Below are 13,835 nucleotides of genomic sequence, written 5' to 3'. Positions count from 1 at the left end.
GCACCGCTACCCGGTGTGGCCGAACGATTACACCGTACGCATTCAGGGCCTCTCGCGGGACGGGCTTCGGTGATCCGCCGCCAAGACCATCTCGGGGTGGATCGGTGTCCGCGAGCCGGTCAGTGGACGCCCGGTGCCTCCCTGGCGGGCCGCGACGATCTCCGCGGCGATGGACAGCGCGGTCTCCTCGGGCGTGCGGGCGCCGAGGTCGAGGCCGATGGGCGAGTGAAGGCGCGTCAGTTCCCGCTCGGTGACGCCGACTTCGCGGAGCCTGCGGTTGCGGTCCTCGTGGGTGCGGCGGGAGCCCATGGCCCCGACGAACGCCACGGGCAGCCGCAGCGCGGCTTCGAGCAGGGGCACGTCGAACTTGGCGTCGTGGGTGAGCACGCACAACACCGTGCGGTCGTCCGTCTCGGTGCCTTCGAGGTAGCGGTGGGGCCAGTCGACGACGACGTCGTCCGCCTCGGGGAAGCGGGCTGGCGTGGCGAAGACGGGGCGGGCGTCGCACACGGTCACGTGGTAGCCGAGGAACTTCCCCGTGCGGACCAGGGCCGCCGCGAAGTCGACGGCCCCGAAGACGATCATCCGGGGCGGCGGCACGCTCGACTCGGCAAGGACCGTCACGGCGCTCCCGCAGCGCGATCCGCTCTCCGAGACGACGAACTGCCCGGTGCGGCCGGCCGCGAGCAGCGCCCGGCTCTCCCCCGCCGCCGTGCGGTCCAGGTCCGGGTGCCCGCCGAGGCTCCCTTCGTGCGCCGCGTCGGGGCGCACCACGAGGGGCCTGCCGAGCAGTTCGGCCGGCCCCTCGATGACGCGGGCCAGTGCGGTGGTCTCCCCGCGGGCGGCGGCGCGGAGGGCGGTGGCGAACACCGCCCTGTCGGGAGAGTCCGCGCGGACCGGTGTGACCAGGACGTCGATGACGCCGCCGCAGGTCAGGCCCACCGCGAAGGCGTCCTCGTCGCTGTAGCCGAACCGCTCGGCCACGGTCTCGCCCTCGTGCAGGGCGGTGACGCACAGGTCGTACACCGCCCCTTCCACGCAGCCGCCCGATACCGAGCCGATGGCCGTGCCGTGACCGTCCACGGCCATGGCGGCGCCGGGACCCCGCGGTGCGCTGCCGCCGACGCTCACGACGGTGGCGACCGCGAAGTCCCGGCCCTCCGCGACCCAGCGGTTCAGGTCGTCGGCGATGTCAAGCACGCGGGCTGCCCGCCTGGAGCACACGGTCGGGGCGGATGGGCAGGTTCCGGTGGCGGACGCCGGTCGCGTGCCAGACGGCGTTGGCGATGGCCGCTGCGGCGCCCACGATGCCGATCTCGCCGATGCCCTTGATCCCGATCGGGTCGTCGGGGTCGGGGTCGTCGACCCAGTCCGCCTCGATGTGCGGCACGTCGGCGTTGGCGGCGAAGTGGTAGCCCGCGAGGTCCGCGCCGACGTGGGCGCCGGTGAGCTGGTCCCTGACCGCCTCTTCGTGCAGGGCCATGGACAGGCCCCACGTCATGCCGCCGACGAGCTGGCTGCGCGCCGTCAGGGGGTTGATGATCCGGCCGGCCGCGAAGATGCCGAGCATGCGCCGCACCCGCACCTCACCGGTGCCGACGTCCACGGCGACCTCGGCGAACTGGGCGCCGTAGGAGTGCCGTTCCTTCTGGGCGAGCGCGCCGATGGCGGCACTCGTGTCCGCCCTGGTGGTGAGCCCCTGCGGCGGGATGTCGCCGCCGAGCGCCAGTTGCTCGCGCAGCTCGGTCGCCGCGTCCCGTACCGCCCAGGCCCAGGAGCGGGTGCCCATCGAACCGCCGGCGATCGTCGCGGGCCCGAAGTCGCTGTCGGCGATGCGCACGCGGATACGGGCGGGCTCCACCTCCAGGGCGTCCGCGGCGACCAGGGTCAGCGCGGTGCGGGCCCCGGTGCCGATGTCGGAGGCGGTGATCCGCACCGTGAAGGTGCCGTCGGGCTCGGCGGTGGCGGAGGCCGTGGAGGGGGCGACGATCACGGGGAAAGTCGCCGACGCCATTCCGGTGCCGAGCAGCCAGCGTCCGTCGCGGCGCGTCCCGGGGCGCGGGTCGCGCTCGGCCCAGCCGAACCTGCGGGCCCCTTCCTCGAAGCAGGTCTTGAGGTTGCGGCCGGCGAACGGCAGGCCCGAGATGGGGCCCACCTCCGGTTCGTTGCGGACGCGCAGCGCGATGGGGTCCACGCCGCTCTTCTCCGCCAGCTCGTCGAGCGCGGACTCCAGCGCGAAGGAGCCGGGAGCCTCGCCCGGCGCCCGCATGTAGGTGGGCGTCGGCACGTTGAGGCGTACGACGCGGTTGACGCTGTGGTGGGCGTCGGCGGCGTACATCGGGCGCCCGAACGAGGCGCTCGGCTCGACGAACTCGTGGACGGTCGACGTCAGGTTCAGCCCCTGGTGGTCGACGGCCCGCAGCCGCCCGTCGGGGCCGGCGCCGAGCCGCACGCGCTGGACGGTGGGGCTGCGGTAGCCGACGAGGGAGAACATCTGGCGGCGGGTCATGACGACGCGCACCGGCCGGTCCAGGACGGTCGCCGCCATCACGGCGAGGACCTGGTGGACCCGCAGGCCCTTGGAGCCGAAGGCGCCGCCGACGTGTTCGGAGCGCACACGGACCGCGGCCGGGTCGAGGGAGAACAGCTTCGACAGCTCGTCCGCGATCCAGGTGCTGCCCTGGTTGGAGTCGACGACCTCCAGGCGGCCGCTGTCCCACCGGGCGGTAGCCGCGTGCGGCTCCATCGCGCTGTGGTGTTCCTCGGGCGTGCTGTACTCGGCGTCCACCACGTGTGTGGACGCGGCGAGTTCGGCCTCCACGTCGCCCTTCTCGACGCGCATGCCGTCGCCGTCCGGCGTGTAGGTGCCGGGTCGTCCGGCGTGGAAGTCGACGTCGTGCGGCTCCTCGGCGTAGTGGACGACGAGCGCCTCGGCGGCCTCCCTCGCCTGTTCCGGGGTCTCGGCGACGATCAGCGCCACGGGCCAGCCCGCGCAGGGGATCTCGTCGGTCTGGAAGACCGCGACGGTGGGGTCGGGGCGTCCGAGCATGCCCTCGTAACTGGCGTCCACCCTCGGCGCGTTGCCGTGGTGCAGGACGTCAAGGACTCCTGGCATCCGCCGGACGGGCTCGGCCTCGACGGAGAGGATGCGGCCGCGGGTGACGGTGGAGAGCACCAGCCAGCCGTGGGCGAGGTTCGTGAAGGGCATCTCCGCCGCGTAGCGGGCCGCTCCGGTGACCTTGTCGAAGCCCTCGACGCGGGTGTGCGCGGAGCCAACGGCGCCGGTGACCGCGGTGGGTCCGGTGGTCGTGGTCATCGGGCGGCCTCCTCGGTGAGTTCGGTGAGCACGGCCACGGTGAGGTTGCGCAGGAGCGTGACCTTGTAGCCGTTGCGGGCGAGCGGGCTCGCGGCGGCCAGTTCCGCGTCGGCGGCGGCGGCGAACGCCTCCGCGGTCGCGGGGCCGCCGGTGAGCGCGCGTTCGGCGGCGTGGGCCCGCCACGGCCGGGACGCGACCGCGCCGTAGGCGAGGCGCGCCTCGCGTACGACACCGTCATGGACGTCCAGGGCCGCGGCGATCGAGCCGATGGCGAACGCGTACGAGGCACGCTCGCGCACCTTGCGGTAGCGGGAGGCGGCGGCGACCGGGGCCGGCGGCAGGGTGATGCCGGTGATCAGCGCGCCGGAGGGCAGCGCGGTCTCCAGGTGCGGGGTGTGACCCACCGGCAGGTAGAAGTCGGCCAGCGGCAGTTCGCCGGGCCCTTCGGCGGTTTCGTAGCCGACCACGGCGTCGAAGGCGGCCAGGGCCACGCCCATGTCGGAGGGGTGGACGGCGACGCAGTGCTCGGTGGCGCCGAGGATCGCGTGGTTGTGGTGCTCGCCCTCGACGGCGGGGCAGCCGCTGCCCGGGTTCCGCTTGTTGCACGGCTTGCTCACGTCGGTGAAGTAGCCGCAGCGGGTGCGCTGGAGGAGGTTGCCGCCGACGGTGGCCATGTTGCGGAGCTGGCCTGACGCGCCCGCGAGGACGGCCTGGGCGAGCGCGGGGTAGCGGCGCCGGACCTCGGGGTGGGCGGCGAGGTCGCTGTTGGTGACCGTCGCGCCGATGCGCAGGCCGCCGTCTTCGGTGGACTCGACGCTGTCCAGGGGCAGTTCGCGTACGTCGACGAGGCGCGCGGGCCGCTCGACGCCGGTCTTCATCAGGTCGACGAGGTTGGTGCCGCCGCCGAGGTAGCGGGCGTCGGGGTCGGCGCCGAGCAGGGCGACGGCCCCGGAGACGTCGTGGACGCGCTGGTATCCGAAGTCCTTCATACCGTCTCCTCCTCGGCGCGCGCGGCGCGCGCGACCGCCTGCACGATCGACACGTAGGCCCCGCAGCGGCACAGGTTGCCGCTCATCCGTTCCCGTATCTCCTCGGCGGTCAGTTCGGGCACGCCCGCTTCTGGCCGTACGTCGGTGGTCGCGGCGCTCGGCCAGCCGGCCGCGTGCTCCTCGATGACGCCGAGGGCCGAGCAGATCTGGCCCGGCGTGCAGTAACCGCACTGGAAGCCGTCGAGGTCGAGGAAGGCCTGCTGCACGGGGTGCAGCCGGTCCCCGTCGGCGACGCCCTCGATGGTGGTGATCTCGCGCCCCTCGGCGGCGACCGCGAGCTGAAGGCAGGAGACGGCGCGGCGGCCGTCAATCAGGACCGTGCAGGCACCGCACTGGCCCTGGTCGCACCCCTTTTTGGTGCCGGTCAGGTCGAGCCGCTCGCGCAGCGCGTCGAGCAGGGTGGTCCGGTGGTCGACGGACAGCGTGTGCTTCTCACCGTTGACGTTGAGGGTGAGGGCACTGGACGTCGATGGAGCCATGAGCAGCCTTCTTTCGCGGATCGCGGAGAACGAGGCGGTCCCGGCGGTGGTTCGGGAGGCGGTGGCGCTGTACAGAGGGGGAACAGGGGCGGCACGAAGGCGCGGACCGTCCCCGGTGGCTGTTTCTGCCGCTATGGTGGGCCCAAGCGGACAGTTGTCCGTTAGCTTCAGAACTTAGTGGACACCTGTCCGGTTAGCAAGGTCCAACCGGACACGGCGCGCGAGAGGAGACGCAGTGGGCCAGCATCGGGACGGTCCCCTGCGCTCCGACGCCCAGCGGAACCGCGACCGCATCCTCGAGGTCGCCCTCGCCGAGCTGACGCGGGCGAGCGACGCGCCGCTGAGCGTGATCGCGAAGAAGGCGGGCGTCGGCCAGGGGACCTTCTACCGCAACTTCCCCAGCCGCGAGGCGCTGATCCTTGAGGTCTACCGCTACGAAGTGCGGCAGGTCTCCGAAGCCGCCTGCCAGTTGCTGCACACCCGCGCCCCCGACCAGGCCCTGCGGGAGTGGATGGACCGCCTCGTCCAGTACGCGATGGCCAAGGCCGGCCTCGCCGACGCCATCCGCAAGGCGACCAGCGCGCTCGGCAGCCTGGCCGGAGTGGGGTACGGCCCGCTGACCGAGGCCGTGGCGCTGCTCCTGGAGGCGAACGAGGAGGCGGGCACCATCCGCCCCGGCGTGACCCCGGACGACTTCCTGCTCGCCATCGCCGGACTGTGGCAGATCGACCCGCACGGCGACTGGCAGGCGCGCGCCGGACGCCTGATGGACCTGGTCATGGACGGCCTGCGGGCCGGTGCCCCCGGACGCTGAGCCCGTTCGGCGGTACGCCGCCGCGCCGGTATGCGGTTCGTATTCCCGGCTCCCCCATCGGTTTCCCGATACCTCCCATTGGTTTCCGCATTGGATACCTATGTCCGATCGGTCTACCTTCGAGATGTCGACGCACTGACGTTCTGCACACGGAATGTCAGTCGGAATGTCAGTGCCCGGCGACCCCCACCCTCGTCGTCACCTCGGAGAGCACACCATGTCGAAGATCCTTTTCGTTGTCACCGGCGCCGACCAGTGGACGCTGGCGGACGGCAGCAAGCACCCGACCGGCTTCTGGGCCGAGGAGGCCGTCGCCCCCTACAAGGCGTTCAAGGCCGCGGGCCACGAGATCGTCGTCGCCACCCCCGGCGGTGTCGTCCCGACCGTCGACCGCGGCTCGCTCGCCCCCGAGGCCAACGGCGGGCAGGAGGCCGCCGACGAGGTGGCCGCAGCCCTCGACGGCTTCACCGAGCTCAAGCACCCGGTCAAGCTCGCCGAAGTGGACCTCGCGGACTACGCCGCCGTCTTCTACCCCGGCGGCCACGGCCCCATGGAGGACCTCGCCGTCGACGCCGACTCCGGCAGGCTCCTCACCACGGCCCTGGAGATCGGCATGCCGCTCGGCGTGGTCTGCCACGCCCCCGCGGCCATGCTCGCCGCCACCAGGGACGACGGCACCAACGTCTTCGCGGGGTACCGCCTGACCGGCTTCACCAACGCCGAGGAGACCCAAGCGGGCCTCGCCGACAAGGCCAAGTGGCTGCTCCAGGACCGCCTCGTCGAGGCCGGCGCCGACTTCCAGGAGGGCGAGCCCTGGGCGCCGAAGGTGGTCGTCGACCGCAACCTCGTCACGGGCCAGAACCCCGCGTCCTCCGCCCCGCTCGCCGCCGAGCTCCTGAAGAAGCTGGCCTGAGCGATGGCCACCGACCGGCTCGACGAGGTCCTCGACGCCGCCTACGACTGCCTGACGCGGTACGGCGTGCGACGCACCACGATGGACGACATCGCCACCTCCATGGGCGTGTCCCGGTCAGCGGTCTACCAGTACGTACGCGGCAAGGACGACGCCTTCCGCAGGCTCGCCGGACGCCTCCACGAACAGGCGCTCCGGCGGGCCGGGGAAGCGGCCCGCGCCGATGCGCCCGCCGAGGAGCGGCTGCACGGCATCCTGGCCGCCAAGCTCGACCTGGTCCTGCGCCTCGGCCAGGACTCCCCGCACGCCGCCGAACTCCTCGACGGCAGGGCCCGTCTGTTCGGCGCCATCTGTACGTCGTTCACCACGGACCTACGTGATCTCCTGACGGCCCTGTTCGACGAGGCGGGCACCGCCGACGGCGTCGAGCCGCCGCAGGCCGCCGACATCTGCGTCGCGCTCGTCGTCGGCCTCGAATCCGTGCCCGGCGCCCACGATCTGCTGCGCCCGGCGTCCGCCGCCCTCGCGGCCGGACTACTCGGCACGGGCCCCTCGCACCCCCGCACCCCCACCCCCCAAGGAACGTAACGATGAGCACCACCACCCCCACCCAGAACGCCCAGGACACCGAGGACATCCCCGCCCTCGTCGCCCGGCTCCGCGCCGCCTTCGCCACCGGCCGCACCCGGCCGCTGGCCTGGCGCGAGGAACAGCTCACCCGGCTGCGCGCGCTCCTGACCGAGAACCGCGACGCCGTCACCGACGCCCTCTACAGCGATCTGCGCAAGCCCCGCCCCGAGGCTTCCGCCGCCGAGGTCGACTTCCCCGTACGCGAGATCGACCACACGCTGGCCCATCTCAAGGCGTGGCTCGAACCGCAGGCCCTCGACCAGGCCGCTCTCGCCGGGCTGCCCCCGGGGTCCACGGCCGGCACGCTCTACGAGCCGCTGGGCACCGTCCTGGTCATCGCGCCCTGGAACTACCCGGTCCAGCTCTCCCTGGTACCGGTCGCGGGCGCGCTCGCGGCGGGCAACGCCGTCGTCCTCAAGCCCAGCGAGGTCGCCCCTGCCACCTCGGCGCTGATGGCCCGCCTGCTGCCCCGGTACCTGGACCGCGAGGCGGTCGCCGTCGTCGAGGGTGACGTGCCGCGCACCACGGAGCTGCTCGCCCAGCGCTTCGACCACATCTTCTACACCGGCAACGGCACGGTCGGCCGCATCGTGATGCGCGCCGCCGCCGAACACCTCACCCCCGTCACCCTGGAGCTCGGCGGCAAGTCACCGGTGTTCGTCGACCGGGACACGGACGTCACCGCCGTGGCGGCCCGCCTCGCGGACACCAAGTTCCGCAACTCCGGGCAAACCTGCGTCGCCCCGGACTACGTCCTGACCGACCCGGCCACCGCCCGCGCCCTGGAGAGCGCCCTCGCCGAAGCGGTGGAGAACCTGTTCGGCCCCGACCCGCAGTCCTCGGCCGCGTACGGGCGCATGGTCAACCAGCGGCACTTCGACCGCGTGGCCGCGCTGCTCGACTCCGGGACCACGGCGTTCGGCGGGCAGACCGACCGTGACGACGTCTACATCGCGCCGACCGTCCTGACCGGCGTGAAGGGCGACGACCCCGTGATGCGCGAGGAGATCTTCGGCCCGGTCCTGCCCATCGTGGAGGTCACGGACCTGGACGAGGCCATCGCCTTCATCAACGACCGCGACAAGCCGCTGGCCCTCTACGGTTTCACGGACAACGAGACCACCCGGCACCGCCTCGCCACGGAGACCTCGTCCGGCGGGCTCGGCTTCGGCCTCCCGATGGCCCACCTCCGCGTGCCGGAGCTGCCGTTCGGCGGCGTCGGCGAGAGCGGCATGGGCAACTACCACGGCCCGCACTCCATCGCCACCTTCAGCCACCGCCGCGCACGGCTCGACGTGCCGGTGAGCTAGGTAGTGCGGGCTCTGCCGGGTCGCTTACGCGCCGCTCGCGTCCAGCATGTCCTCGCGCTCGACGAGCTTCACGCGCTCGCGGCCCTGCGGCTCGCCCAGCGCCTTCTCGGCGGCGTCGAGGCGGTACCAGCCCTCCCAGGTGGTGAAGCGGACGTTCCGCTCGGCGAGGAAGGCGTCCACGGCCTCGGGGGCGGGCGCCTCCGGGGTGAGCAGGCGGCCGTTCTCGTGGTCGTCGATGAGGCTGGCGACCGTCTCGTTGGCGTCACCCTTGGTGTGCCCGATGAGGCCTACGGGTCCGCGCCGGATCCAGCCGGTGACGTACGTCGACGGCAGGTGCTCGCCGGACTCCTCGATCACCCGGCCAGCCCGGTCGGGGACGGTTCCGGACGCCACGTCCCAGGGCAGCTTCGGCAGCTCGTCGGAGAGGTAGCCGACGGCACGGTAGACCGCGCCGAGGTCCCAGTCCTTGAACTCGCCGGTGCCCTTGACGTTGCCGGTGCCGTCGAGGGCGGTGCGCTCGGTGCGCAGGCCGACGACCTCGCCGTTCTCGCCGAGGATCTCCACGGGCGACTCGAAGAAGTGCAGGAACAGCTTGTGCGGGCGGTCGCCGACGTCACGCATCGCCCAGTTCTCCAGCGTCTTCGCGACCATGTCGGCCTGCTTGTTGCCGCGCCGCGTGGCGATCGAGCCGTCGTCGTAGTCGATGTCCTCGGGGTCGACGATGACCTCGATGTTCGGGGAGTGGTCGAGCTCCCGCAGCTCCATCGGGCTGAACTTGGCCTGCGCGGGTCCGCGGCGGCCGAAGACGTGCACCTCCAGGGCCTTGTTGGCCTTGAGGCCCTCGTGGACGTTCGGCGGGATCTCGGTCGGCAGCAGTTCCTCGGCGGTCTTGGCGAGGATGCGCGCCACGTCCAGCGCGACATTGCCGACGCCCAGAACGGCGACCTTCTCGGCCTCGAGCGGCCAGGTGCGCGGCACGTCGGGGTGCCCGTCGTACCAGGAGACGAAGTCGGCGGCCCCGTACGAACCGTCGAGGTCGATGCCGGGTATGTCGAGGGCGCGGTCGGCCGTGGCTCCGGTGGAGAAGATCACGCCGTCGTAGAAGCTGCGCAGATCGTCCAGGCTGATGTCGTTCGGGTAGTCGACGTTGCCGAAGAGGCGGATCTGGGGCTTGTCGAGCACCTGGTGCAGGGCCGTGATGATGCCCTTGATGCGCGGGTGATCGGGGGCGACGCCGTACCGGATGAGACCGAACGGCGCAGGCATCCGCTCGAAGAGGTCGATCGACACACCGGGATCGACGGCCACTGCGGACTTCAGCAGCGCGTCGGCAGCGTAGATCCCGGCGGGGCCGGCTCCGACAATGGCTACCCGCAGAGGGCGAGGCATGTTCAGGTTTCCCTTCGAGCGGTGGCGGGGGGGCACGCACCTGGAAGCCTAAACTAAGGCAAACCTAAGTCAGTAGCCGGGTCGAATTTATGACCTCATAAGGCCAGCTTATGGGATCATCCAGGGCTGGCTTATGGGTGTGTGGTCGGCTCACGGGCAAGGGCGAGGTCGCCGCCGTGGTGGCCGGCGTGGTTGCCGAGGGGATGCGGCCGCTTGGGCGAGCCCATCCCCTCGGCCACCGGTCACACGCCCGGCCGGTACCTCCGCTCGATGTGCCCGTCGAGCTCGTCGGGGTAAAAGTAGACGGGCCGCAGGTCGCCGCTCGAGTAGCGTTCCACCTGGTCGTCGAAGTGCGGCGAGTCCGGATGCCCGCTCACGCCGCCCGCCGTCACTGCCCAGGCCCGCAGCCGGGGCCCGAACTCCACCACTGCCACGAAGCTGTTGCCGCTGGTGCCGTAGTAGCGCTTCGTCCCGGGGTAGCTCTTCGCGCCGAACGACGCGAGCGAGCCCCAGCGCGCAGAGGTGAAGGGGACCGGACTGCTCGGCTTGTCGTCGCTGAACTGCTGCACGATCGCACCGTCGTTGCGCTGGTAGCGGTTGATGTCGCCCCACGGCACCCGCCAGCCGCCGAAGTCCCGGCCAAGGCGCGCCACCGCTGTGCCGAGCGCGTCGAGCCGCTGGGTGTCGGTGGCACGCTCCGCCATGTAGTCCCACACCGAGAGGCCGGCTTCCGCGGCGGCCCGGAACGTGAGTTCCCACAGGTCCTCGCCCCAGAACACGGCCACCGACGTGGCGGTCGACTCGGCGGACCAGCGGGTGTCCCAGTCGCGCAGCAGGGCGACGGGCCCGGCCAGCCGCCTCTTCTGCTTGTCTGCCCTCGGCAGCGCGTCCCACGCGGAGACGAGGCCGGGGAGCAGCCGGGCAAAGGCGGTGAGGTACGGGTCGAAGGCGGCCTCGATCAGCGTCCGCGGGGTGAAGTCGTCGCGCGCGCTCAGCACTCGGACCGCCTGCGGCCCACGCGGGTTCTCGCCGAACCGGTCGAAGTAGCGCGGGTAGTCGGCCGCGTCGGGACTGTCGTCGCCGGCGGCGGTCCAGGGCCAGTTGTTCGTGTTGAACGCCCAGCCGTTCTTCGGGTTCACGGCCTGCGGCATGCTCGCCAGTCTGTGCAGTCCGTTCCAGTCGGTGGCCGGGTCGCTGCCGTCGACGGTCTTGAGGTAGTCGAAGCGGTCGTCCCGCCTGGGCATGAACTGCGGCATCAGGAAGGCGATGTCACCCTTGGAGTCCGCGAAGAGGGTGTTGTTCGAGCTGTTGGCCTTGAGTTCCGCGACCTGGATGTACTCCTCGTAGTCCTGGGTCGTGGTGCGCAGGAAGCTCTGCTTGAGCGCGTCGACGGGCTTGTTCATCAGCGCACACGCAATCCATCTGCCGCCCTCCTCCCGGACGATGGGGCCGTGGTGCGTGGCGTACGTGGTGAAGTCGCGCTCCTTCTGTCCGCCGTCCTCGGTACGGACGGACAGCGTGACCTTTTTCGCGGTCACGGGGCGCAGCCTTTCGCCGTAGCGGTAGGAGAGCTTGCCGTCCTTGCGGGTCACGATCGTCTCGGCGAAGTTGTCGATGTTGTCGACGCCGCTCGACGTGTGCATCCAGCCGGTGTCGGCGTTGAAGCCCTGGTAGATGAAGAACTGTCCCCAGGTGGCGGCGCCGTAGGCGTTGAGTCCCTCCTTGCTGGTCACGTGCTGTTCCGCGCGGAAGAAGAAGCTGGTGTGCGGGTTGATGAGGAGCAGCGCGTGGCCGTTGCGGGTGCGGCTCGGGGCGATCGCCATACCGTTGGAGCCGGTGGGTTCGCGGAGCGTCAGGCCGCGCTCCTCGTCGGTCAGCGGGATCTCGCGCTTGCTGTAGAAGGCTTCGAGCTGGCTGAGCGGGATGGATTCGATGTCGCCGCCGATGCTGCCTTCGGAGAAACTGAGCGGCATCCACGGCTCGAAGTGGTCGATGACGCGCGGGCGTACGTCAGGGTGGGTGGCGAGGTAGAAGTTCAGGCCGTCCGCCCAGGCCCGCGTCAACTTTCGCAGCCAGGCGGGACACTTTGCGTAGCTCTTCTTCAGTTGCTCGTGGTCGAGGTAGAGCCGCTGGCGCAGGTCCTGCCATATCGCGCTCTCGCCCTCGGCCTCGGCGAGACGCCCCAAGGCCACCAGGTAGTTGGTCTCGACCCGGTTGAAGTCGTCCTCGGCCTGGGCGTACATCATCCCGAACACCGCGTCGGCATCGGTGTCGCCCATGATGTGGGCGACGCCCCAGTCGTCACGGGTGATCGTCACGTGCGCGGCATGTGTGGCCCAGCGACCTTCGGCGGGCCGGGTCGCTGCGGCGAACGCGGCACCGGACGGCAGGCCCGCCGCGACTACGGCCAGTCCGGCGGCGCCGCCCAGGACGCGGCGCCGGCTCGGACCGGCGTTCTGGCCCGTGCTCCGTGCATGGCTCATCAGTGCCTCCACCTTCGTTCGAGACGTTCGAGATATTCCGGACGTTCGAGACGTTCGAGACGTTCGGGGATCAAGGAATCATGCGACTTCGGGCGGTCCCGGTGACGTTGGCAGCTCCCTGCCAGGGAAGCCTTGAGTCTCCCGGCGCCCGGTCCGCCCTCGGGACGCAGGCGACGGCCGGTCACCACGCTCGCGAACGGAGCCGGATCGCAGACATCCGCACAGTCGCTCGCCACGTTCCGCACTACCGAGATCATGCGCGGGAGCCTTCCTGATCTTCCCGCCGGGCGCTACCGCTTGGCGCTCACTTCTTCGTGCGCAGAGCTTCCGGAAGTCGATCACGGCCTGTGGCTGGCGCGAGCCCGGCCGTACGACGGCCGGGGACCTCACGTCGCCGGTGCTCGCCCTGGGCAGTGCCCTGCACTCGACCGGCTGCCCGTCATCGAGTGCAGGGAAGACCGACGGCGGATGAGGTGCGCATCGCCACCGTGCGCACGCTCAGCGCTGCGGCCATGGCGTCCAGGGCCGCGCGGGGCTCGTACCTCCGACGGCTCAGGGCCGAACGCCGTCACCGCACCTCCGACCCGCGGTGGGATACGACAACCCACCGCGAGCCGTACCCGGACCGACTACGGAGCCGTCCCGCGAAGGAGGGGCTCGCAGAGATCAGGCGGGGTCCGCGTCGTCCATCGCGATCTGGATGAGACTGTCGACGTCCATCTCGTCAATCGCCTCCGCCTTGTTGTCCCAGCGCGGGGTGGACCGCTGCCCCTCCGGCTGGGCCAACCGCAACAACGCGTCCAGCAGACCCGCCTGTCGCAGCCTCGCCACCGGAATGGCGGCCACCACCTCGCGGATCTCCCGCTCCTCCCGCCCACCGCCGCACTCAGCCGCGGCGACCACGCCCGCTCCCGTGCTTTCGGTACGCGAGCCATTCGCCGCGGCACCGACATGAGCCTGGAAGGCCTCGCACAGGTGGTGGGCGAGGGCGGAGGGTGTGGGGTAGTCGAACACCACGGTGGTGGACAGTGCGAGTCCCGTGGCCGTACGCAGCCGATTACGCAACTCGACAGCCGTCAGCGAGTCAAACCCCGCCTCAAGGAACCCGCGGTCGGCCACCACGTCTTCGGTGGCGAGATGTCCGAGGGTGGTTGCGGCGTGGGTGCGTACGAGGTCGAGGAGGGTCTCGGCCTGTTCCGCAAGGGTGAGTTCGCCCAGTCGTTGCCGCAGCCCCGCCGTGGTGTCCCGCTCCGCGTCCGCTGCCTCACCCCGCTCCCCCGGCCCCTCACCCACAGCCATGACTTCAGGAAGATCACTGATCAACGGGGAAGGACGCACCGAGGTGAACGCCCGGGCAAACCGCGGCCAGTCCATGTCCGTGACCGTCACACACCCCTCACCCCGCTCCACCGCATCCCACAACGCCGCCACAGCCAACCCGGGCTCCATGAC

General features: G+C 71.3%; 11 protein-coding genes. 4 read left to right on the top strand and 7 right to left on the bottom strand.

The window, feature by feature from the left end; translation table 11 throughout:
- Window positions 1–42: 42 nt before the first annotated feature.
- The 4 genes from ACZ6JY_RS09485 to ACZ6JY_RS09470 are packed head-to-tail and all read right to left on the bottom strand — an operon-like array spanning window position 43 to window position 4,844.
- Window positions 43–1,200 (bottom strand): XdhC family protein, encoded by a 1,158-nt coding sequence (locus ACZ6JY_RS09485; RefSeq protein ID WP_469193955.1) that lies wholly within the window; start codon window positions 1,198–1,200, stop codon window positions 43–45.
- The gene (locus ACZ6JY_RS09480) at window positions 1,193–3,316 is read right to left on the bottom strand and encodes a xanthine dehydrogenase family protein molybdopterin-binding subunit (RefSeq protein ID WP_469193953.1); all 2,124 of its coding nucleotides are present in this window, start codon (window positions 3,314–3,316) and stop codon (window positions 1,193–1,195) included. The genes ACZ6JY_RS09485 and ACZ6JY_RS09480 overlap by 8 nt, the downstream gene beginning before the upstream one ends.
- Window positions 3,313–4,305 (bottom strand): FAD binding domain-containing protein, encoded by a 993-nt coding sequence (locus ACZ6JY_RS09475; RefSeq protein ID WP_469193951.1) that lies wholly within the window; start codon window positions 4,303–4,305, stop codon window positions 3,313–3,315. The genes ACZ6JY_RS09480 and ACZ6JY_RS09475 overlap by 4 nt, the downstream gene beginning before the upstream one ends.
- The gene (locus tag ACZ6JY_RS09470) at window positions 4,302–4,844 is read right to left on the bottom strand and encodes a (2Fe-2S)-binding protein (protein WP_447035388.1); all 543 of its coding nucleotides are present in this window, start codon (window positions 4,842–4,844) and stop codon (window positions 4,302–4,304) included. Before ACZ6JY_RS09470 ends, ACZ6JY_RS09475 begins: the two co-directional genes overlap by 4 nt.
- Window positions 4,845–5,079: 235 nt before the next feature.
- Between ACZ6JY_RS09470 and ACZ6JY_RS09465 the strand changes: the two genes are divergently transcribed.
- From ACZ6JY_RS09465 to ACZ6JY_RS09450, 4 genes are all read left to right on the top strand, one after another.
- The gene (locus ACZ6JY_RS09465; RefSeq protein WP_469193949.1) at window positions 5,080–5,658 is read left to right on the top strand and encodes a TetR/AcrR family transcriptional regulator; all 579 of its coding nucleotides are present in this window, start codon (window positions 5,080–5,082) and stop codon (window positions 5,656–5,658) included.
- Window positions 5,659–5,875: 217 nt separating this feature from the next.
- A complete protein-coding gene (locus ACZ6JY_RS09460) occupies window positions 5,876–6,571 on the top strand; it encodes a type 1 glutamine amidotransferase domain-containing protein (RefSeq protein WP_447041796.1) in 696 nt (231 codons plus the stop codon).
- 3 nt (window positions 6,572–6,574) lie between these two features.
- The gene (locus ACZ6JY_RS09455; RefSeq protein WP_469193947.1) at window positions 6,575–7,159 is read left to right on the top strand and encodes a TetR/AcrR family transcriptional regulator; all 585 of its coding nucleotides are present in this window, start codon (window positions 6,575–6,577) and stop codon (window positions 7,157–7,159) included.
- 2 nt (window positions 7,160–7,161) lie between these two features.
- Window positions 7,162–8,511, top strand: coding sequence for an aldehyde dehydrogenase family protein (locus ACZ6JY_RS09450; RefSeq protein ID WP_469193945.1), 1,350 nt, complete (start codon window positions 7,162–7,164; stop codon window positions 8,509–8,511).
- Window positions 8,512–8,535: 24 nt separating this feature from the next.
- On the opposite strand, the gene ACZ6JY_RS09445 is transcribed toward ACZ6JY_RS09450, so the two are convergent.
- The 3 genes from ACZ6JY_RS09445 to ACZ6JY_RS09435 all read right to left on the bottom strand — a co-directional run bounded on the left by ACZ6JY_RS09445 (window position 8,536) and on the right by ACZ6JY_RS09435 (window position 13,682).
- The gene (locus ACZ6JY_RS09445) at window positions 8,536–9,900 is read right to left on the bottom strand and encodes an FAD-dependent oxidoreductase (protein WP_469193943.1); all 1,365 of its coding nucleotides are present in this window, start codon (window positions 9,898–9,900) and stop codon (window positions 8,536–8,538) included.
- A gap of 242 nt (window positions 9,901–10,142) precedes the next feature.
- Window positions 10,143–12,383 carry a penicillin acylase family protein gene (locus ACZ6JY_RS09440; RefSeq protein WP_469193941.1) on the bottom strand — a complete coding sequence of 747 codons (2,241 nt, stop codon included), beginning with the start codon at window positions 12,381–12,383 and terminating at the stop codon, window positions 10,143–10,145.
- A gap of 666 nt (window positions 12,384–13,049) precedes the next feature.
- Window positions 13,050–13,682 carry an acyl carrier protein gene (locus ACZ6JY_RS09435; RefSeq protein WP_469193939.1) on the bottom strand — a complete coding sequence of 211 codons (633 nt, stop codon included), beginning with the start codon at window positions 13,680–13,682 and terminating at the stop codon, window positions 13,050–13,052.
- Window positions 13,683–13,835 lie beyond the last annotated feature (153 nt).

This window comes from Streptomyces sp. NPDC046335, assembly GCF_055587985.1.
The sequence above is the reverse complement of the archived record's forward strand: the minus strand, read 5'-3'. Positions and strand labels throughout refer to the sequence as shown.